This is a genomic window from Escherichia sp. E10V5 (genome assembly GCF_004212315.1).
GTDB lineage: Bacteria > Pseudomonadota > Gammaproteobacteria > Enterobacterales > Enterobacteriaceae > Escherichia.
In genome coordinates, this window is the sequence record NZ_RHJM01000024.1 from 85,438 (window position 1) to 105,087 (window position 19,650).

Below are 19,650 nucleotides of genomic sequence, written 5' to 3' on the forward strand. Positions count from 1 at the left end.
TTCTTATATTTTGACAGGAAGAGTATCTTGACTACTAACACTCATACTCTGCAGATTGAAGAGATTTTAGAACTTCTGCCGCACCGTTTCCCGTTCTTACTGGTGGATCGCGTGCTGGATTTTGAAGAAGGTCGTTTTCTGCGCGCAGTAAAAAATGTCTCTGTCAATGAGCCATTCTTCCAGGGCCATTTCCCTGGAAAACCGATTTTCCCGGGTGTGCTGATTCTGGAAGCTATGGCACAGGCAACAGGTATTCTGGCGTTTAAAAGCGTAGGAAAACTGGAACCGGGTGAGCTGTACTACTTCGCCGGTATTGACGAAGCGCGCTTCAAGCGCCCGGTCGTGCCAGGCGATCAAATGATCATGGAAGTCACTTTCGAAAAAACGCGCCGCGGCCTGACCCGTTTTAAAGGGGTTGCTCTGGTCGACGGTAAAGTAGTTTGCGAAGCAACGATGATGTGTGCTCGTAGCCGGGAGGCCTGATACGTGATTGATAAATCCGCCTTTGTGCATCCAACCGCCATTGTGGAAGAGGGCGCGTCGATTGGCGCTAACGCCCACATTGGTCCTTTTTGTATCGTTGGACCCCATGTCGAAATTGGTGAGGGTACCGTACTGAAATCTCACGTTGTCGTGAATGGTCATACTAAAATTGGCCGCGACAATGAGATTTATCAGTTCGCCTCCATCGGTGAAGTTAACCAGGATCTGAAATATGCTGGCGAACCGACCCGCGTGGAAATCGGCGATCGTAACCGCATTCGCGAAAGCGTCACCATTCATCGTGGCACGGTCCAGGGCGGTGGATTGACGAAGGTGGGCAGCGACAACTTACTGATGATCAACGCGCACATTGCGCACGATTGTACGGTAGGTAACCGCTGCATTCTCGCCAACAACGCAACGCTGGCGGGTCACGTATCGGTAGACGACTTCGCGATCATCGGCGGCATGACCGCAGTCCATCAGTTCTGCATCATTGGTGCGCACGTGATGGTAGGCGGTTGCTCTGGTGTGGCGCAGGACGTCCCTCCTTATGTCATTGCGCAGGGTAACCATGCAACACCGTTCGGTGTCAATATCGAAGGGCTGAAGCGCCGCGGATTCAGCCGTGAGGCGATTACCGCTATCCGCAATGCGTATAAGCTGATTTATCGCAGCGGTAAAACGCTCGATGAAGTGAAACCGGAAATTGCTGAACTGGCGGAAACATATCCGGAAGTGAAAGCGTTTACCGATTTCTTTGCACGCTCAACGCGCGGTCTGATTCGTTAATGACTGAACAGCGTCCATTAACGATTGCCCTGGTCGCCGGAGAAACCTCCGGCGATATCCTGGGGGCCGGTTTAATCCGTGCTCTGAAAGAACGTGTGCCCAATGCCCGCTTTGTTGGTGTTGCCGGGCCACGAATGCAAGCCGAAGGTTGCGAAGCCTGGTACGAAATGGAAGAGCTGGCGGTGATGGGCATTGTTGAAGTGCTCGGGCGTCTGCGTCGCTTACTGCATATTCGTGCCGATCTGACAAAGCGTTTTGGCGAACTGAAGCCAGATGTTTTTGTCGGTATTGATGCGCCTGACTTCAATATTACCCTTGAAGGTAACCTTAAAAAGCAGGGTATCAAAACCATTCATTATGTCAGTCCGTCCGTCTGGGCGTGGCGACAGAAACGCGTTTTCAAAATAGGCAGAGCCACCGATCTGGTGCTCGCATTTCTGCCTTTCGAAAAAGCGTTTTATGACAAATATAACGTGCCGTGCCGTTTTATCGGTCACACCATGGCTGATGCCATGCCGTTAGATCCAGATAAAAACGCCGCGCGTGATGTGCTGGGGATCCCTCACGATGCCCACTGTCTGGCGCTGTTGCCGGGAAGTCGTGGCGCGGAAGTTGAGATGCTTAGCGCCGATTTCCTGAAAACTGCCCAGCTTTTGCGCCAGACGTACCCTGATCTGGAGATCGTGGTGCCGCTGGTAAATGCCAAACGCCGTGAGCAGTTTGAACGCATCAAAGATGAAGTCGCGCCAGACCTGTCGGTTCATATGCTGGATGGAATGGGCCGTGAGGCGATGGTCGCCAGCGATGCGGCGCTATTGGCATCGGGTACGGCTGCACTGGAGTGCATGCTGGCGAAATGCCCGATGGTGGTGGGGTATCGCATGAAGCCTTTCACCTTCTGGTTGGCGAAGCGGCTGGTGAAAACCGATTATGTCTCGCTGCCAAACCTGCTGGCGGGCAGAGAGTTAGTTAAAGAATTATTGCAGGAAGAGTGTGAGCCGCAAAAACTGGCTGAGTCGCTGTTACCGCTGTTGGCGAACGGGAAAACCAGCCACGCGATGCACGACACCTTCCGCGAGCTGCATCAGCAGATCCGCTGCAATGCCGATGAACAGGCGGCACAAGCCGTTCTGGAGTTAGCACAATGATCGAATTTGTCTATCCGCACACGAATCTGGTTGCGGGTGTGGATGAAGTTGGGCGCGGGCCGTTGGTTGGCGCGGTCGTTACCGCTGCCGTGATCCTCGATCCGGCGCGCCCGATTGTCGGGTTGAATGATTCCAAAAAGCTAAGTGAAAAACGTCGTCTTGCGCTCTGTGAAGAGATCAAAGAGAAAGCGTTAAGCTGGAGCCTGGGCCGTGCGGAACCTCATGAAATCGACGAACTGAATATTTTACACGCGACCATGCTGGCGATGCAGCGTGCCGTCGCTGGGCTGCATATTGCGCCGGAATATGTGTTGGTTGATGGTAACCGCTGCCCGAAATTACCGATGCCGTCGATGGCTGTAGTTAAAGGCGATAGCCGCGTACCGGAAATCAGTGCTGCGTCTATCCTGGCGAAAGTGACGCGCGACGCTGAAATGGCGGCGCTGGACATCGTTTATCCACAATATGGCTTTGCCCAACACAAAGGGTATCCAACCGCTTTTCATCTGGAAAAACTGGCTGAATATGGCGCGACTGAACATCATCGTCGCAGCTTTGGGCCTGTCAAACGCGCACTGGGACTTGCGTCCTGATTCTTGTGTCGAGATTAAGTAAACCGGAATCTGAAGATGTCTGAACCACGTTTCGTACACCTGCGGGTGCACAGCGACTACTCGATGATCGATGGCCTGGCCAAAACCGCGCCGCTGGTAAAAAAGGCGGCGGCGTTGGGTATGCCTGCGCTGGCGATCACCGATTTCACCAACCTTTGCGGTCTGGTGAAGTTCTACGGAGCGGGACATGGCGCAGGGATTAAGCCCATCGTCGGGGCGGATTTTAATGTCCAGTGCGACTTATTGGGTGATGAGTTAACCCACCTGACGGTGCTGGCGGCGAACAATACCGGCTATCAGAATCTGACGTTGCTGATCTCAAAAGCGTATCAGCGCGGTTACGGTGCCGCCGGACCGATCATCGATCGCGACTGGCTTATCGAATTAAACGAAGGGTTGATCCTTCTTTCCGGCGGGCGCATGGGCGACGTCGGACGCAGTCTTTTGCGTGGTAACAGCGCACTGGTGGACGAGTGTGTCGCGTTTTATGAAGAACACTTCCCGGATCGCTATTTTCTCGAACTGATTCGCACCGGCAGACCGGACGAAGAAAGCTATTTGCACGCGGCGGTGGAACTGGCGGAAGCGCGCGGTTTGCCCGTCGTGGCGACCAACGACGTGCGCTTTATCGACAGCAGCGACTTTGATGCACACGAAATCCGCGTCGCGATCCACGACGGCTTTACCCTCGACGATCCTAAACGCCCGCGTAACTATTCGCCGCAGCAATATATGCGTAGTGAAGAGGAGATGTGCGAGCTGTTTGCAGACATCCCCGAAGCCCTTGCCAACACCGTTGAGATCGCCAAACGCTGTAACGTGACTGTGCGTCTTGGTGAATACTTCCTGCCGCAGTTCCCGACCGGGGACATGAGTACTGAAGATTATCTGGTCAAGCGTGCAAAAGAGGGGCTGGAAGAGCGTCTGGCATTTTTATTCCCTGATGAAGAAGAACGTGTTAAGCGCCGCCCGGAATATGACGAGCGTCTGGAGACTGAACTTCAGGTTATCAACCAGATGGGCTTCCCGGGCTACTTCCTCATCGTTATGGAATTTATCCAGTGGTCGAAAGATAACGGCGTACCGGTAGGGCCGGGCCGTGGCTCCGGTGCAGGGTCACTGGTGGCCTACGCGCTGAAAATCACCGACCTCGATCCGCTGGAATTTGACCTGCTGTTCGAACGTTTCCTTAACCCGGAACGTGTCTCCATGCCTGACTTTGACGTTGACTTCTGTATGGAGAAACGCGATCAGGTGATCGAACACGTGGCAGACATGTACGGTCGTGATGCGGTATCGCAGATCATCACCTTCGGTACGATGGCGGCGAAAGCGGTGATCCGCGACGTAGGCCGCGTGCTGGGGCATCCGTACGGCTTTGTCGACCGTATCTCGAAACTGATCCCGCCCGATCCAGGGATGACGCTGGCGAAAGCGTTTGAAGCCGAGCCACAGCTGCCGGAAATCTACGAAGCGGATGAAGAAGTTAAGGCGCTGATCGACATGGCGCGCAAACTGGAAGGGGTCACCCGTAACGCCGGTAAGCACGCCGGTGGGGTGGTTATCGCGCCGACAAAAATTACTGATTTTGCGCCACTTTATTGCGATGAAGAGGGCAAACATCCGGTCACCCAGTTTGATAAAAGCGACGTTGAATACGCCGGGCTGGTGAAGTTCGACTTCCTCGGTTTGCGTACGCTCACCATCATCAACTGGGCGCTGGAGATGATCAACAAGCGGCGAGCGAAGAATGGCGAGCCGCCGCTGGATATCGCCGCGATCCCGCTGGATGATAAGAAAAGCTTCGACATGCTGCAACGCTCGGAAACCACGGCGGTATTCCAGCTTGAATCGCGCGGCATGAAGGACCTGATCAAGCGTCTGCAACCTGACTGCTTCGAAGATATGATCGCACTGGTGGCACTGTTCCGCCCCGGTCCGTTGCAATCAGGGATGGTGGATAACTTTATCGACCGTAAACATGGTCGCGAAGAGATTTCCTACCCGGACGTGCAGTGGCAGCATGAAAGCCTGAAACCGGTACTGGAGCCAACCTACGGCATCATCCTGTATCAGGAACAGGTCATGCAGATTGCCCAGGTGCTTTCTGGTTATACCCTCGGTGGCGCGGATATGCTGCGTCGTGCGATGGGTAAGAAAAAGCCGGAAGAGATGGCTAAGCAGCGTTCTGTATTTGCTGAAGGTGCAGAAAAGAACGGGATCAACGCCGAACTGGCGATGAAAATCTTCGATCTGGTGGAGAAATTCGCCGGTTATGGATTTAACAAATCGCACTCTGCGGCCTATGCTTTGGTGTCATATCAAACGTTATGGCTGAAAGCGCACTATCCGGCAGAGTTTATGGCGGCGGTAATGACCGCCGATATGGATAATACCGAGAAGGTGGTGGGCCTGGTGGATGAGTGCTGGCGGATGGGGCTGAAAATCCTGCCACCAGATATAAACTCCGGTCTTTACCATTTCCACGTCAACGACGACGGCGAAATCGTGTATGGTATTGGCGCTATCAAAGGGGTGGGTGAAGGTCCGATTGAGGCCATCATCGAAGCCCGAAATAAAGGCGGCTATTTCCGCGAACTGTTCGATCTCTGCGCCCGTACCGACACCAAAAAGTTAAACCGGCGAGTGCTGGAAAAACTGATCATGTCCGGGGCGTTTGACCGTCTGGGTCCACACCGCGCGGCGCTGATGAACTCGCTGGGCGATGCGTTAAAAGCGGCAGATCAACACGCGAAAGCGGAAGCCATCGGTCAGGCCGATATGTTCGGCGTGCTGGCCGAAGAGCCGGAACAAATTGAACAATCCTACGCCAGCTGCCAGCCTTGGCCGGAGCAGGTGGTGTTAGATGGGGAACGTGAAACGTTGGGGCTGTACCTGACGGGCCACCCCATCAATCAGTATTTAAAAGAGATTGAGCGTTATGTCGGAGGCGTAAGGCTGAAAGACATGCACCCGACAGAACGTGGTAAAGTCACCACGGCTGCGGGGCTCGTTGTTGCCGCGCGGGTTATGGTCACCAAGCGCGGCAATCGTATCGGTATCTGCACGCTGGATGACCGTTCCGGGCGCCTGGAAGTGATGTTGTTTACAGACGCCCTGGATAAATACCAGCAATTGCTGGAAAAAGACCGCATACTTATCGTCAGCGGACAGGTCAGCTTTGATGACTTCAGCGGTGGGCTTAAAATGACCGCTCGCGAAGTGATGGATATTGACGAAGCCCGGGAAAAATATGCTCGCGGGCTTGCTATCTCGCTGACGGACAGGCAAATTGATGACCAGCTTTTAAACCGACTCCGTCAGTCTCTGGAACCCCACCGCTCTGGGACAATTCCAGTACATCTCTACTATCAGAGGGCGGATGCACGCGCGCGGTTGCGTTTTGGCGCGACGTGGCGTGTCTCTCCGAGCGATCGTTTGTTAAACGATCTCCGTGGCCTCATTGGTTCGGAGCAGGTGGAACTGGAGTTTGACTAATACAGGAATACTATGAGTCTGAATTTCCTTGATTTTGAACAGCCGATTGCAGAGCTGGAAGCGAAAATCGATTCTCTGACTGCGGTTAGCCGTCAGGATGAGAAACTGGATATTAACATCGATGAAGAAGTGCATCGTCTGCGTGAAAAAAGCGTAGAACTGACACGTAAAATCTTCGCCGATCTCGGCGCATGGCAGATTGCCCAACTGGCACGCCATCCACAGCGCCCTTATACCCTGGATTACGTTCGCCTGGCATTTGATGAATTTGACGAACTGGCTGGTGATCGTGCGTATGCAGATGACAAAGCTATCGTCGGTGGTATCGCACGTCTTGACGGTCGTCCGGTGATGATCATTGGTCATCAGAAAGGTCGTGAAACCAAAGAAAAAATTCGCCGTAACTTTGGTATGCCAGCACCAGAAGGTTACCGCAAAGCTCTGCGTCTGATGCAAATGGCTGAACGCTTTAAGATGCCAATCATCACCTTTATCGACACTCCTGGAGCTTATCCGGGCGTGGGCGCAGAAGAACGCGGTCAGTCTGAAGCCATCGCGCGCAACCTGCGTGAAATGTCTCGCCTTAGTGTACCGACTATTTGTACCGTTATCGGTGAAGGTGGTTCTGGCGGCGCGCTGGCGATTGGCGTGGGCGATAAAGTGAATATGCTGCAATACAGCACCTATTCCGTTATCTCGCCGGAAGGTTGTGCGTCCATTCTGTGGAAGAGCGCCGACAAAGCGCCGCTGGCGGCTGAAGCGATGGGTATCATCGCTCCGCGCCTGAAAGAACTGAAACTGATCGACTCCATCATCCCGGAACCGCTGGGCGGCGCTCACCGTAACCCGGAAGCGATGGCGGCGTCTTTGAAAGCGCAACTGCTGGCGGATCTGGCCGATCTCGACGTGTTAAGCACTGAAGATTTAAAAAATCGTCGCTATCAGCGCCTGATGAGCTACGGCTACGCGTAATCAGCAAATATTCTGAAAAGGGTCACTTCGGTGGCCTTTTTTTCTATGTAGTTTATTTAGTCATATTATAAATACATTTAGATAATCTTACTTTCGTTTTCCCCTGCCATAAAATTCTTGAACTCATGTTGATAACTCCGATTTCGGAGGCATATACCAATATACACAGTGGTCAAAAATAATATAAATTTATCAATCTCATAGAATTTTTAAGGATAAAATATGAAAGCAATTTTAGGATTTGATCATCTTCTTATGCCGCGTGTTCTGGTGTTTTTTTACTGGCTGGCTATGGTGCTGACACTGATAGGCGGTGTCTTCTCCATATTTAGCGGAAACATTATCTTAGGGTTAGCTTATACCGTCATTGGTCTTATAAGCTGTCGTATGACTTTCGAATTAATTATGATAGCGTTTAAGAATAACGAATATTTGCGCCGCATTGCCGAGAGTGTTAGCAAGAATAGCGCAGAGTAATCTCCCGCAAAGCGCTTCACCAAACCGCATCTCAACCGCTATTACAGGCGTTTGAGATGTTGTTTTAAAGTCAGTGTAAATGTCTGATTCATCTTTCCTGTAATTTGTGCGTATTATCAATATATAGCGATGCACGTGCGTATCATATCAATGCAGGAGATTCTATGTTGGGGTTAAAACAGGTTCACCATATTGCGATTATTGCGACGGATTATGCGGTGAGCAAAGCTTTTTACTGCGACATTCTCGGCTTCACGTTGCAAAGCGAAGTCTATCGTGAAGCGCGAGATTCGTGGAAAGGGGATTTGGCACTTAACGGGCAGTACGTGATTGAGCTTTTCTCATTTCCGTTTCCGCCGCAACGACCCAGCCGACCGGAAGCCTGCGGCCTGCGCCATCTGGCTTTTAGCGTTGATGATATCGATACGGCAGTGGCGCACCTGGAAAGCAATAACGTGAAATGTGAAGCGATACGTGTCGATCCATACACGCAAAAACGCTTCACGTTCTTTAACGACCCTGACGGACTGCCGCTGGAACTGTATGAGCAGTAAGGCTTGTCATTACTGCATTTGCCCGGTAACGTGCCGGGCATCGCTACTGTAAAATCGCGCTATCATGACACTCACACTGAATACACAACTTCTCACCTCACGCCAGATTCTGGCGGCCTTTAGCGGCGGGCTTGACTCTACCGTTCTGCTGCATCAACTGGTGCAGTGGCGGGCGGAAAATCCGGGCGTCGCTTTGCGCGCTATCCATGTGCATCATGGGTTAAGTGCCAATGCTGATGCCTGGGTGAAACATTGTGAAAATATCTGCCAGCAGTGGCAGGTGCCGCTGGTGGTTGAGCGTGTGCAGCTTGCGCAAGAGGGGTTAGGCATTGAGGCCCAGGCGCGGCAGGCGCGTTATCAGGCATTTGCCCGCACCTTGTTACCTGGCGAAGTGCTGGTCACAGCGCAACATCTTGACGATCAATGTGAAACCTTTCTGCTGGCGCTAAAACGCGGAAGCGGCCCCGCCGGGCTTTCGGCTATGGGGGAAGTCTCGGAGTTTGCCGGAACGCGGCTTATCCGTCCGTTGCTCGCCCGTACGCGGGGAGAACTGGCGCAGTGGGCATTGGCGCATGGTTTACGCTGGATTGAAGACGAAAGTAATCAGGACGATTCCTACGATCGTAACTTCCTGCGCCTGCGCGTGGTGCCGTTATTGCAGCAGCGTTGGCCACATTTTGCCGAAGCGACGGCCCGAAGTGCCGCACTTTGCGCCGAACAAGAGAGCCTGCTGGATGAACTGCTGGCGGATGATTTAGCGCACTGCCAAACGCCGCAAAGGACGCTGCAGATTGCGCCAATGCTGGCGATGAGTGATGCCCGTCGCGCCGCGATTATCCGCCGCTGGCTGGCAGGGCTGAATGCCCCAATGCCTTCCCGCGACGCGCTGGTGCGGATCTGGCAGGAAGTGGCGCTGGCGCGGGAAGATGCTTCCCCCTGTTTACGTTTTGGCGCGTTTGAAATCCGCCGCTATCAGTCGCAATTGTGGTGGATTAAATCCGTCGCCGGGCAAAGCGAAACCATTGTGCCGTGGCAGACGTGGCTACAACCGCTGGAATTACCGGCGGGGCTGGGAAGTGTACAGCTTACTGCGGGAGGCGATATTCGCCCTCCGCGTGCAGACGAAGCGGTCAGCGTGCGTTTCAAAGCGCCAGGATTGCTGCATATTGTCGGGCGCAACGGCGGACGTAAGCTGAAGAAAATCTGGCAGGAGCTGGGCGTGCCGCCGTGGCTACGTGACACCACGCCACTGCTGTTTTATGGCGAAACGCTGATTGCGGCGGCAGGGGTATTTGTGACGCAAGAAGGTGTGGCTGAAGGTGAGAAGGGCGTAAGTTTTATCTGGCAGAAAACACTTAGTTAAGTGAAAGCCGGATAAGACGCTTCAAACGTCGCATCCGGCGAAAGTCAATCAGGACTCGCTCACTACCACCGTACCGATTTCCGGGTGGCTAAAGCTGGTAATTTTATCCAGACGTAGCTCGCGGGTTTCGCCAGCGGCCTCGACGACCAGATACTCCACATTTTTGCGGGAGACTAAATCGCTGGCCTTCGCCTGCAATTTTTCGCCATCTTTCAGCTCAAGTGTCAGCATTAAATGATGCTGGCAGGCGAGCTCAAGATTATCGTAATCATCACAATTGATTGGTTGATACGTATCATTCATTGACATAATCGCTCACCAGTAAGTTTGCCGCAGCGTATGCTGCTTTTTCCCTGACAGCCTCAGAAAGGGCGTCGTCGGCAGCCATTTCATTCAGCACTTTCAAAACGCAGCCCAGCGCGTCCGGAACGTATCCTAAGTCTCCGCTGGCGATTTCCGCGTACCGCTTGCGTATTAACTCACAATATTTTTCCACATGCCCTCCTGTCAGCACTCTGACTTAACCGTGGATGCAAGTCTAAGCCTACGAAGATAAACTCTGTTTCGCAAGGTGACTATACCACACTCATTTCTGCAATATCAGCGCCGCAACTGCACGTATTCCGTTACAATGGCCTCCTGATTCGAAAGGAGTTTTCTTATGGCGCTTAAAGCGACAATTTATAAAGCGACGGTTAATGTGGCCGATCTCGACCGCAACCAGTTTCTCGATGCCTCTCTGACGCTGGCGCGCCATCCTTCAGAAACTCAGGAGCGCATGATGCTGCGCCTGCTGGCGTGGCTGAAATATGCTGATGAACGTCTGCAATTTACCCGAGGTTTGTGTGCCGATGATGAGCCGGAAGCGTGGCTGCGTAACGATCACCTGGGCATTGATTTGTGGATTGAACTGGGGCTGCCGGATGAGCGACGGATTAAGAAAGCCTGCACTCAGGCCGCAGAAGTGGCGCTGTTTGCCTATAATAGTCGGGCGGCGCAAATCTGGTGGCAGCAAAATCAGAGCAAATGTGCGCAGTTTGCCAATCTTTCCGTCTGGTATCTGGACGACGAGCAGCTGGCGAAAGTGAGTGCCTTTGCCGATCGTACCATGACGCTGCAGGCAACGATTCAGGATGGCGTGATCTGGTTATCGGATGATAAGAATAATCTGGAAGTGAACTTAACCGCCTGGCAACAACCTTCATGATTGTGATTTCCCGACATGTTGCTATCCCCGATGACGAGCTTGAGATCACTGCTATTCGTGCACAGGGCGCGGGTGGGCAGCATGTCAATAAGACCTCAACGGCCATTCATCTGCGTTTTGACATTCGGGCGTCCAGCCTGCCAGAGTATTACAAAGAGCGCCTGCTTGCCGCCAGCCATCATTTAATCAGCAGCGATGGCGTGATTGTCATTAAGGCGCAGGAATACCGTAGTCAGGAGCTCAACCGCGAAGCGGCGCTGGCCCGGTTGGTGGCAGTGATTAAAGAATTAACAACAGAACAAAAAGCCCGACGACCCACGCGGCCCACCCGCGCATCAAAAGAGCGCAGGCTGGCATCGAAGGCACAAAAATCAAGCGTGAAGGCGATGCGCGGCAAAGTGCGCAGCGGTCGGGAGTAAAAAGAAGGAATGGATGGTGAGAAAAGCGATAGTGACAGCGATGGCTGTAATCAGCCTCTTTACTCTGATGGGATGTAACAATCGGGCCGAAGTCGATACGCTTTCTCCGGCGCAGGCTGCCGAACTGAAACCGATGCCGCAAAGTTGGCGCGGCGTGCTGCCGTGTGCCGATTGCGAAGGGATCGAAACCTCTCTGTTCCTCGAAAAAGATGGAACCTGGGTGATGAACGAACGCTATCTTGGCGCTCGTGAAGAGCCTTCATCCTTTGCCTCTTACGGTACATGGGCGCGAACTGCCGACAAGCTGGTATTAACCGACAGTAAAGGCGAAAAGTCATATTATCGGGCGAAAGGGGATGCGCTGGAGATGCTCGATCGCGAAGGCAATCCGATTGAATCGCAGTTCAACTACACGCTGGAACCGGCAAAATCGAGCATGCCAATGACGCCGATGACCCTGCGTGGCATGTATTTCTATATGGCAGACGCAGCAACTTTTACTGATTGCGCGACCGGAAAACGTTTTATGGTGGCGAATAACGCAGAGCTGGAGCGTGGCTATCTGGCGGCTCGTGGTAACAGTGAAAAACCGGTGTTATTGTCAGTTGAAGGTCACTTTACGCTGGAGGTTAATCCGGATACCGGTGCGCCGACCAAATTATTAGCGCCCGATACGGCGGGTAAATTTTACCCGAACAAGGATTGCGGCAGTTTGGGGCAGTAATTGAACGCCGGAGCATTCTCCGGCTTTTATCACCGAGTCAGCCCAACGAAGCGACTCGCTTTAATATAAATCCCAGGCTTCAGGTGCCCAACATACTGTAACTGCGTTTCTGGCTTAAACGCAGAGACATCACCAGTACGCATATGCATCAGATCGGCAGGGCTAATCCAACCTGACTGCGCCAGCGTAAGCGGATGCCCGGCTTTGGCAAATGCATCAGTGACAAATTCCGAACAAAACCACGACTTTTTGTCTCCTTCGCCCACACTGCTTAACTGCGCTTTCGCCAGGCCGCTGACGCACTGTTGGCGAAAATCCTCGGAAAAAGGATTTAGTGAGCACATCTGGCGGGTCACCATAAATGGAATGAACTCGACAATGCCGCGATAGTTATACCCGCTATCTTTGATTTTGTTGGCGAACGCGGTGATTTCTGTGGCTTGTTGCGGGGTAAGGTCCGGGACTCGTAAAACGAAAAGCTTATCACTGTGCTTCATGGCTTTTTTCAGGGAAACAATCTGGACGCCAGCGCCTGTCGCTTCTGCAACGTTATTATCACCCAGATAGATTGCAACGTGACTCACAGAGGAAGTGCTGAAAACGCGGATCCCAAATGAGGTTACCCCCAGACTTGAGGAGAAAAGCAAATCGCCGGGTTTGAGATCTGGTTCCGTTATTTCTTTTATTGATTGTTCGGTGAAAGAGCTTTGATGCTGGAATTTAACTGCCCATGTTTTTGCCTCGGCATCTACCGCTGTGGCAGAGGAGTCTGGCTGGCTGATATCAACGGTACAGGCCGAAAGTAAAAGAAAGCAGGGGAGAAGCTGGCGGCAGTACGCCTTTAGTTTATCCATTTTATACAATCCATGTAAAAAAGGGCCCTGAAATTCAGGACCCTTTCTGGCATCAGCCTTTAATCTGTTTCACCAGATAATCGACGATGTCACCAGTCTTAATTAACTGTTTCTCGCCGTTGCGACGATATTTATATTCGATATCGTCGTTGTCGAGGTTACGGTCGCCCAGCACAATAGTGTGCGGAATACCGATCAGTTCCATATCAGCAAACATCACGCCCGGACGCTCTTTGCGGTCATCCAGCAGCACTTCGATACCTTGTGCACGCAGTTCGCTGTACAGTTTCTCAGCAAGCTCTTGTACGCGGAAGGATTTGTGCATGTTCATCGGCAGAATCGCCACCTGGAACGGCGCGATAGCGTCAGGCCATACGATGCCGCGTTCGTCGTAGTTCTGCTCAATCGCCGCAGCTACCACACGCGTTACCCCGATACCGTAGCAACCCATTGTCAGGATTTGGTTACGGCCATCTTCACCCTGTACGGAGGCTTTCAGTGCTTCGGAGTACTTGGTACCCAGCTGGAAGATGTGACCGACTTCGATACCACGTTTGATCAGCAGCGTACCCTGACCATCCGGGCTTGGATCGCCCGCCACCACGTTGCGGATATCCGCAATTTCCGGGGTAGCGACATCGCGATCCCAGTTGATACCGAAGTAGTGTTTACCATCGATGTTAGCACCAGCAGCGAAATCACTCATCGCCGCAACGGTACGGTCAATCACCACCGGAATCGGCATGTTTACCGGACCCAGTGAACCCGGACCGGCTTTAACCACGGCACGAATTTCTTCTTCGGTCGCGAAAGTCAGCGGGCTGGCAACCTGCGGCAGTTTTTCTGCTTTAACTTCGTTCAGCTCGTGATCACCGCGCACCAGCAGCGCAACCAGCGGGAAGCTACTGCCTTCAACCGCTTTAACCAGCAGAGTCTTAACCGTTTTCTCAATCGGCAGATTGAACTGTTCAACCAGTTCCGCGATGGTTTTCGCGTTCGGCGTATCAACCAGCGTCATCTCCTGGGTAGCAGCAGCGCGCGGTTCTTTCGGCGCGATAGCTTCTGCCAGTTCAATGTTCGCTGCATAGTCAGAGGTGTCGGAGAAGACCACATCGTCTTCACCGCTCTGCGCCAGCACCTGGAATTCGTGAGAGGCGCTACCGCCGATAGAACCGGTGTCGGCCTGTACGGCGCGGAAATCCAGCCCCATGCGGCTGAAGATTTTGCTGTAGGCCGCATACATTGCATCGTAGGTTTCCTGTAGGGATTCCTGAGAAGTATGGAAAGAGTAAGCATCTTTCATCAGGAATTCGCGGGAACGCATGACGCCGAAACGTGGACGCACTTCGTCGCGGAACTTGGTCTGGATCTGATAGAAGTTCAGCGGCAGCTGTTTGTAAGAGCTAAGCTCGTTACGAATCAGGTCAGTGATAACTTCTTCATGAGTTGGGCCGAGTACGAACGGACGCTCGCCACGGTCAACAAAACGCAGCAGTTCCGGACCGTACTGTTCCCAACGACCACTCTCTTGCCACAAATCGGCTGGCTGAACCACCGGCATCGACACCTCGATCGCACCGGCGTTGTTCATCTCTTCACGCACGATGTTTTCGACTTTTTTCAGAACGCGCACGCCGGTCGGCAGCCAGGTATATAACCCGGAGGCCAGCTTGCGGATCATCCCGGCGCGCAGCATCAGCTGATGGCTGATCACCTCGGCGTCGGCAGGTGTCTCCTTGAGAGTGGAGAGCAGGTATTGGCTAGTACGCATGTTGTTACGGTTCCAGTTGGAAGGTAGAACAGGCTCAAGGCGAGCCTGGGACAAAAAAAGTGATTTAGTTTACCAGTGCAAAAGAAATGTCAAAAGAGAAGGGCGTGAATTTAACGCGGTTCCAGCGCAAAGACTTCAAAACCTGCGTCGGTGACGCGCCAGCGAACGTTAAAATCATGCAGCCAGACGGCATAGGTTTTGCCCGTTTCCTCACCTTTACGATAGGCCGGGCGCGGGTCCTGCGCCAGTACTTCGCGGATAAACAGCGTTAACTGCGGATAACGCTTCTCCAGTGTCAAAAGCTGCTTTTCGACCTCTGCGGTAAAGCTCACCGCCATTTCTGCCGCTGGCGCATTTTGCGCATAGCTGGCGCTGGCATCGGGAAGCGATTCGGCAAAGGGGAGATACGGTTTGATATCCACCACTGGCGTCCCATCGACCAGATCCAGACTGCCAAGCTTCAGAATCACGCTGTCTTTATGGCAAACAACCTCTTTCAGCTCTACCAGCGACATACCAATCGGATTAGGACGGAAAGTAGAGCGTGTGGCGAAAACGCCCATTCTGGCATTACCACCAAGACGAGGCGGACGCACAGTTGGGCGCCAGCCGCCTTCCATCGTTTGATGAAAGACGAAAAGGATCCATAAATGGCTGAACGCTTCCAGGCCGCGCACGGCGTCGGCCTGGTTGTAGGGAGCAATGAGATGCAGTTCGCCGTTGGCGCTTTTTACCAGACCTGGCTGGCGCGGAACGGCGAATTTTTCTTTATAGGGCGAGCGAATAACGCCTATTTGCTCGAACTGGAAACTGCTCATTTCGCCGTAATGTTAAGCGCAGAACCGATACATACAGCCTGACGATAGCAGCCTGGCGTACCGCTGGTGACTTCGCAGCTATGCAGTAATACCGCATTGGCTTTCATTTTAGAGGCGTTGATTTGCATCCGCTTACGCGCGGTTGGAATGCTTGGCGGAGAGTCCTGATTAGAGGCCTGGCAAGAGTCGCCACTGACTTCACCGAGATCGCGGAACGGTTTGCCGACTAATTCTTCTGCATTGGTATAAATTCGGACCGGTGTGGCGCGCGGCGCTTTCGGTTTTGCTGGCTCCGCTTTCGGCTGGGGTGCAGTGCTTTGAACGGGTTCGACAGGGGATCTGCTTAACATGGAACAGCCGCTTAGCATGAGTGCTACTAAACAGATCGGTAAAGCACGCATAGTATTTCCTCAATGTATGATCAAAACGTCAATATTGAATCAGGAGCTTGTAAAAATGACAAGACGGGCAAGCGCCCGTCCTGAATGATATTACAAATTGTGGAAACAGCCTAAAAATTACCAGCCTTTAACAGCGCCGCCGTTAAACACTTTGTTTGCTGCTTCGTAAACTTCGTCAGACTGATAAGCCTGAACGAATTTCTTCACGTTCTCGGCGTCTTTGTTGTCTTCACGCGTTACGATCAGGTTTACGTACGGGGACTCTTTATCTTCGACAAAGATACCGTCTTTCGCCGGAGTCAGACCAATCTGGCTGGCATAAGTGGTATTGATAACCGCCAGCTCAATTTGGGCATCATCCAGAGAACGCGGCAACTGCGGTGCTTCCAGTTCAACAATTTTCAGATTTTTTGGGTTCTCAACAACATCAAGAACGGTCGGCAGCAGGCCAACGCCATCTTTCAGTTTGATCAAGCCCACTTTTTGCAGCAGCAGCAGTGAACGACCAAGGTTAGTTGGGTCGTTTGGCACGGCAACCTGCGAACCATCCTGCAGTTCATCCAGTGATTTGATTTTCTTGGAGTAACCAGCAATCGGATAAACAAAAGTGTTGCCTACTGCGACCAGTTTGTAGCCACGATCTTTCAGTTGCTGATCAAGATACGGTTTGTGCTGGAAGGCGTTGGCGTCGATATCGCCTTTGCTCAATGCTTCGTTTGGCAGAACATAGTCGTTGAAGGTTACCAGCTCAACGTCCAGGCCATATTTGTCTTTCGCAACTTTCTGCGCGACTTCTGCAACCTGCTGTTCGGCACCAACAATCACGCCAACTTTAATGTGGTTCGGATCTTTTTCATCCTGGCCGCAGCCTACCAGTGCCAGTGATCCAATCAGGGCTCCCACTGCCGCAAAGGTTTTGAATTTGAACGCCATACCTTATTCCTTCTTCAATTATTTATGTTGTGTTGAACGTTACTTGCGAGTGACAGCCCGGACGATGCGGTCGCCTGCGAACTGAATTAAATAAACCAGAATGACCAGCAATACCAGTACCGTGTTCATGACAGTCGCGTTATAGCCGATGTAACCATATTGATAGCCAATCTGACCTAAACCACCGGCACCGACTGCACCACCCATCGCGGAATAACCGACCAGGGTAATCAGGGTAATAGTTGCCGCATTTACCAGACCTGGCAACGCTTCCGGTAACAGCACTTTACGGACGATCTGCATTGGCGTGGCACCCATTGCGCGGGAAGCTTCAATTAACCCGGTTGGGATCTCCAGCAGGGCGTTCTCGACCATGCGGGCAATAAACGGTGCTGCACCAACGGTTAACGGAACAATCGCTGCCTGCAAACCAATCGATGTACCGACAATAACGCGGGTAAACGGAATCATCCATACCAGCAAGATAATGAACGGGATGGAACGGAAAATGTTCACAATCGCAGAAACGGTACGATACAGCTTCGCGTTAGCAATAATTTGCCCCGGACGCGTGACATAAAGCAGAACGCCAACCGGCAGACCAATCACAAACCCAAAAAAACCGGATACGAAGGTCATTGCCAGCGTTTCCCATACGCCACGAACCAGCAGCCACATCATCGGCTCAGACATAACCCAGTACCTCTACTTTTACATGGTGTTCCTGCAGCCAGGCAATGGCGGCTTGCGTATCTTGTTGTGTGCCGTGCATTTCAGTCAGCATGATGCCGAACTTAACGCCACCGGCGTAATCCATCTGCGCGCTAATAATGTTGTTATTAACGTTGAAACGACGCGCGGTTTCGGAGAGCAGTGGGGCATCGACCGACTGACCGGTAAACTCCAGACGCAGCATCGGCACGCAGTCAGTGAACGGCTCCGCTTGCAGACGTTCCTGGTAATCTTCCGGGATATCCAGATGCAGAGTCGACTGAATAAATTTTTGCGCCAGCGGCGTTTTCGGATGCGAGAACACTTCACTTACCTTGTCCTGCTCGATCAGTTCGCCATTGCTGATGACCGCCACGCAATCACAAATGCGCTTCACAACGTCCATTTCGTGGGTGATCAACAGAATCGTCAAACCCAGACGGCGGTTGATATCTTTCAGCAGTTCGAGAATAGAACGTGTCGTTGCCGGGTCCAGCGCGCTGGTGGCTTCATCACACAGCAATACTTTGGGATTGCTGGCTAATGCACGGGCAATCGCCACACGCTGTTTCTGCCCACCGGAAAGGTTCGACGGATAGCTATCATGCTTATCACCAAGACCAACCAATGACAGCAATTCCGTCACGCGACGTTTGATTTCGTCTTTCGGCGTGTTGTCCAGCTCCAGCGGCAGAGCCACGTTGCCAAAAACAGTACGCGAAGAGAGCAGGTTAAAATGCTGGAAAATCATACCAATCTGGCGGCGAGCTTTAGTCAACTCAGATTCTGACAGCGTGGTCAGCTCCTGGCCATCGACCAGCACGCTACCCTCGGTTGGGCGCTCCAGCAGGTTTACACAACGTATAAGCGTACTCTTACCCGCGCCTGAGGCACCGATAACGCCATAAATTTGTCCAGCTGGCACATGCAGGCTGACGTTGTTCAACGCCTGGATGGTGCGGGTGCCCTGGTGGAACACTTTGGTGATATTCGAAAGTTTTATCATTGATTATTTATTATCGTCATTAAGTTAGTCGTGGCATTTCGAATGCCTGGAACGGGCAACGCCGTCAATGAAATGGATGTTAAGGCATCCAGACGTCTAAATCAATCAGGTTTATGCGAAGAGCACTTTCTTGCTGGTCGAAACATGCGATACTAGCGTCACATGCCTTATTAAGGAGCTATAAAAGGTGGCGAAGAGCGTACCCGCAATTTTTCTTGACCGTGATGGCACCATTAATGTCGATCACGGCTATGTCCATGAGATCGACAACTTTGAGTTTATCGACGGTGTTATTGACGCCATGCGCGAGCTAAAAAAAATGGGCTTCGCGCTGGTGGTAGTAACTAACCAGTCTGGCATTGCTCGCGGTAAATTTACTGAAGCACAGTTTGAAACGCTGACCGAGTGGATGGACTGGTCGCTGGCCGACCGCGATGTTGATCTGGATGGCATCTATTATTGCCCGCATCATCCGCAGGGTAGTGTTGAAGAGTTTCGCCAGGTCTGCGACTGCCGCAAACCACATCCGGGGATGCTTTTGTCGGCACGCGATTATTTGCATATTGATATGGCCGCTTCTTATATGGTGGGCGATAAATTAGAAGATATGCAGGCAGCGGCTGCGGCGAACGTGGGAACAAAAGTGCTGGTGCGTACGGGTAAACCTATTACCCCTGAAGCAGAAACGGCGGCGGATTGGGTGTTAAATAGCCTGGCAGACCTGCCGCAAGCGATAAAAAAGCAGCAAAAATCGGCGTAATGACTAAAAGATGAGCGGTTGAAATAAAAATGCATTTTTCCGCTTGTCTTCCTGAGCCGACTCCCTATAATGCGCCTCCATCGACACGGCGGATGTGAATCACTTCACACAAACGGCCGGTTCGATTGAAGAGAAAAATCCTGAA

At 52.4% G+C, this 19,650-nt stretch carries 22 protein-coding genes; 13 read left to right on the forward strand and 9 right to left on the reverse strand.

Going from position 1 to position 19,650, the window contains the following annotated elements:
- Positions 1-27: 27 nt before the first annotated feature.
- The 9 genes from fabZ (at position 28) to tilS (ending at position 9,901) form a co-directional block, all read left to right on the forward strand.
- A complete protein-coding gene (gene fabZ / locus D9738_RS17590; RefSeq protein WP_000210739.1) occupies positions 28-483 on the forward strand; it encodes a 3-hydroxyacyl-ACP dehydratase FabZ in 456 nt (151 codons plus the stop codon).
- A 3-nt stretch (positions 484-486) separates the two neighbouring features.
- Positions 487-1,275 carry an acyl-ACP--UDP-N-acetylglucosamine O-acyltransferase gene (gene lpxA / locus D9738_RS17595; protein ID WP_000565966.1) on the forward strand — a complete coding sequence of 263 codons (789 nt, stop codon included), beginning with the start codon at positions 487-489 and terminating at the stop codon, positions 1,273-1,275.
- Complete coding sequence (lpxB, locus tag D9738_RS17600) at positions 1,275-2,423, forward strand: lipid-A-disaccharide synthase (RefSeq protein ID WP_130260761.1); 1,149 nt, start codon at positions 1,275-1,277, stop codon at positions 2,421-2,423. The genes lpxA and lpxB overlap by 1 nt, the downstream gene beginning before the upstream one ends.
- On the forward strand, positions 2,420-3,016 hold the full coding sequence (gene rnhB / locus D9738_RS17605; protein ID WP_130205032.1) for a ribonuclease HII: 597 nt from the start codon (positions 2,420-2,422) through the stop codon (positions 3,014-3,016). The genes lpxB and rnhB overlap by 4 nt, the downstream gene beginning before the upstream one ends.
- Before the next feature lie 36 nt (positions 3,017-3,052).
- Positions 3,053-6,535 (forward strand): DNA polymerase III subunit alpha, encoded by a 3,483-nt coding sequence (gene dnaE / locus D9738_RS17610; protein ID WP_130205034.1) that lies wholly within the window; start codon positions 3,053-3,055, stop codon positions 6,533-6,535.
- Positions 6,536-6,547: 12 nt separating this feature from the next.
- Positions 6,548-7,507, forward strand: coding sequence for an acetyl-CoA carboxylase carboxyl transferase subunit alpha (gene accA / locus D9738_RS17615; protein ID WP_000055746.1), 960 nt, complete (start codon positions 6,548-6,550; stop codon positions 7,505-7,507).
- A gap of 222 nt (positions 7,508-7,729) precedes the next feature.
- Positions 7,730-7,984 (forward strand): DUF4282 domain-containing protein, encoded by a 255-nt coding sequence (locus D9738_RS17620; protein WP_130205036.1) that lies wholly within the window; start codon positions 7,730-7,732, stop codon positions 7,982-7,984.
- Positions 7,985-8,148: 164 nt separating this feature from the next.
- Positions 8,149-8,538: a VOC family protein gene (locus D9738_RS17625; RefSeq protein ID WP_130205038.1), complete on the forward strand. Its 390-nt coding sequence runs from the start codon at positions 8,149-8,151 to the stop codon at positions 8,536-8,538.
- 64 nt (positions 8,539-8,602) lie between these two features.
- Positions 8,603-9,901, forward strand: a complete 1,299-nt coding sequence (gene tilS, locus D9738_RS17630) for a tRNA lysidine(34) synthetase TilS (protein ID WP_130260762.1) — start codon at positions 8,603-8,605, stop codon at positions 9,899-9,901.
- A gap of 48 nt (positions 9,902-9,949) precedes the next feature.
- On the opposite strand, the gene rof is transcribed toward tilS, so the two are convergent.
- Positions 9,950-10,210, reverse strand: coding sequence for a Rho-binding antiterminator (rof, locus tag D9738_RS17635; protein ID WP_000062312.1), 261 nt, complete (start codon positions 10,208-10,210; stop codon positions 9,950-9,952).
- Entirely contained in the window at positions 10,197-10,397 is a 201-nt protein-coding gene (locus tag D9738_RS17640) for a YaeP family protein (RefSeq protein ID WP_000417058.1), read from the reverse strand. Before D9738_RS17640 ends, rof begins: the two co-directional genes overlap by 14 nt.
- A gap of 165 nt (positions 10,398-10,562) precedes the next feature.
- On the opposite strand from D9738_RS17640, the gene D9738_RS17645 reads away from it, so the two are divergent.
- Genes D9738_RS17645 through nlpE form a run of 3 tightly spaced genes read left to right on the forward strand, consistent with a single transcriptional unit; the run spans position 10,563 to position 12,251 of the window.
- Complete coding sequence (locus tag D9738_RS17645; RefSeq protein WP_001185282.1) at positions 10,563-11,108, forward strand: YaeQ family protein; 546 nt, start codon at positions 10,563-10,565, stop codon at positions 11,106-11,108.
- Positions 11,105-11,527: an alternative ribosome rescue aminoacyl-tRNA hydrolase ArfB gene (gene arfB, locus D9738_RS17650; RefSeq protein ID WP_130205042.1), complete on the forward strand. Its 423-nt coding sequence runs from the start codon at positions 11,105-11,107 to the stop codon at positions 11,525-11,527. Before D9738_RS17645 ends, arfB begins: the two co-directional genes overlap by 4 nt.
- 13 nt (positions 11,528-11,540) lie before the next feature.
- Positions 11,541-12,251, forward strand: coding sequence for an envelope stress response activation lipoprotein NlpE (gene nlpE, locus D9738_RS17655; protein ID WP_130260763.1), 711 nt, complete (start codon positions 11,541-11,543; stop codon positions 12,249-12,251).
- Positions 12,252-12,280: 29 nt separating this feature from the next.
- Here nlpE and D9738_RS17660 read toward each other — a convergent pair whose 3' ends face one another.
- The 7 genes from D9738_RS17660 to metN all read right to left on the reverse strand — a co-directional run bounded on the left by D9738_RS17660 (position 12,281) and on the right by metN (position 18,745).
- Positions 12,281-13,105: a YaeF family permuted papain-like enzyme gene (locus tag D9738_RS17660; protein ID WP_130260764.1), complete on the reverse strand. Its 825-nt coding sequence runs from the start codon at positions 13,103-13,105 to the stop codon at positions 12,281-12,283.
- A gap of 52 nt (positions 13,106-13,157) precedes the next feature.
- Positions 13,158-14,876, reverse strand: coding sequence for a proline--tRNA ligase (gene proS, locus D9738_RS17665; protein ID WP_001260707.1), 1,719 nt, complete (start codon positions 14,874-14,876; stop codon positions 13,158-13,160).
- A 110-nt stretch (positions 14,877-14,986) separates the two neighbouring features.
- Entirely contained in the window at positions 14,987-15,694 is a 708-nt protein-coding gene (gene tsaA, locus D9738_RS17670; RefSeq protein WP_130205048.1) for a tRNA (N6-threonylcarbamoyladenosine(37)-N6)-methyltransferase TrmO, read from the reverse strand.
- Positions 15,691-16,095: an Rcs stress response system protein RcsF gene (gene rcsF / locus D9738_RS17675; protein ID WP_001202329.1), complete on the reverse strand. Its 405-nt coding sequence runs from the start codon at positions 16,093-16,095 to the stop codon at positions 15,691-15,693. Before rcsF ends, tsaA begins: the two co-directional genes overlap by 4 nt.
- Before the next feature lie 117 nt (positions 16,096-16,212).
- Positions 16,213-17,028: a methionine ABC transporter substrate-binding lipoprotein MetQ gene (gene metQ, locus D9738_RS17680; RefSeq protein WP_130205050.1), complete on the reverse strand. Its 816-nt coding sequence runs from the start codon at positions 17,026-17,028 to the stop codon at positions 16,213-16,215.
- A gap of 39 nt (positions 17,029-17,067) precedes the next feature.
- A complete protein-coding gene (locus D9738_RS17685; protein WP_001294600.1) occupies positions 17,068-17,721 on the reverse strand; it encodes a methionine ABC transporter permease MetI in 654 nt (217 codons plus the stop codon).
- The gene (metN, locus tag D9738_RS17690; RefSeq protein WP_000593990.1) at positions 17,714-18,745 is read right to left on the reverse strand and encodes a methionine ABC transporter ATP-binding protein MetN; all 1,032 of its coding nucleotides are present in this window, start codon (positions 18,743-18,745) and stop codon (positions 17,714-17,716) included. The genes D9738_RS17685 and metN overlap by 8 nt, the downstream gene beginning before the upstream one ends.
- A gap of 187 nt (positions 18,746-18,932) precedes the next feature.
- Between metN and gmhB the strand changes: the two genes are divergently transcribed.
- Positions 18,933-19,505: a D-glycero-beta-D-manno-heptose 1,7-bisphosphate 7-phosphatase gene (gene gmhB, locus D9738_RS17695; RefSeq protein WP_130260765.1), complete on the forward strand. Its 573-nt coding sequence runs from the start codon at positions 18,933-18,935 to the stop codon at positions 19,503-19,505.
- The last annotated feature ends 145 nt before the right edge of the window (positions 19,506-19,650 follow it).

Coding starts and splice junctions, on each gene's coding strand:
- arfB (WP_130205042.1), top strand. CDS start 11,105: ATGATTGTGATTTCCCGACATGTTGCTATCCCCGATGACGAGCTTGAG.
- D9738_RS17645 (WP_001185282.1), top strand. CDS start 10,563: ATGGCGCTTAAAGCGACAATTTATAAAGCGACGGTTAATGTGGCCGAT.
- proS (WP_001260707.1), bottom strand. CDS start 14,876: ATGCGTACTAGCCAATACCTGCTCTCCACTCTCAAGGAGACACCTGCC.
- rof (WP_000062312.1), bottom strand. CDS start 10,210: ATGTCAATGAATGATACGTATCAACCAATCAATTGTGATGATTACGAT.
- D9738_RS17685 (WP_001294600.1), bottom strand. CDS start 17,721: ATGTCTGAGCCGATGATGTGGCTGCTGGTTCGTGGCGTATGGGAAACG.
- accA (WP_000055746.1), top strand. CDS start 6,548: ATGAGTCTGAATTTCCTTGATTTTGAACAGCCGATTGCAGAGCTGGAA.
- tsaA (WP_130205048.1), bottom strand. CDS start 15,694: ATGAGCAGTTTCCAGTTCGAGCAAATAGGCGTTATTCGCTCGCCCTAT.
- tilS (WP_130260762.1), top strand. CDS start 8,603: ATGACACTCACACTGAATACACAACTTCTCACCTCACGCCAGATTCTG.
- metN (WP_000593990.1), bottom strand. CDS start 18,745: ATGATAAAACTTTCGAATATCACCAAAGTGTTCCACCAGGGCACCCGC.
- D9738_RS17620 (WP_130205036.1), top strand. CDS start 7,730: ATGAAAGCAATTTTAGGATTTGATCATCTTCTTATGCCGCGTGTTCTG.
- nlpE (WP_130260763.1), top strand. CDS start 11,541: ATGGTGAGAAAAGCGATAGTGACAGCGATGGCTGTAATCAGCCTCTTT.
- D9738_RS17660 (WP_130260764.1), bottom strand. CDS start 13,105: ATGGATAAACTAAAGGCGTACTGCCGCCAGCTTCTCCCCTGCTTTCTT.
- lpxB (WP_130260761.1), top strand. CDS start 1,275: ATGACTGAACAGCGTCCATTAACGATTGCCCTGGTCGCCGGAGAAACC.
- dnaE (WP_130205034.1), top strand. CDS start 3,053: ATGTCTGAACCACGTTTCGTACACCTGCGGGTGCACAGCGACTACTCG.
- rcsF (WP_001202329.1), bottom strand. CDS start 16,095: ATGCGTGCTTTACCGATCTGTTTAGTAGCACTCATGCTAAGCGGCTGT.
- rnhB (WP_130205032.1), top strand. CDS start 2,420: ATGATCGAATTTGTCTATCCGCACACGAATCTGGTTGCGGGTGTGGAT.
- D9738_RS17625 (WP_130205038.1), top strand. CDS start 8,149: ATGTTGGGGTTAAAACAGGTTCACCATATTGCGATTATTGCGACGGAT.
- metQ (WP_130205050.1), bottom strand. CDS start 17,028: ATGGCGTTCAAATTCAAAACCTTTGCGGCAGTGGGAGCCCTGATTGGA.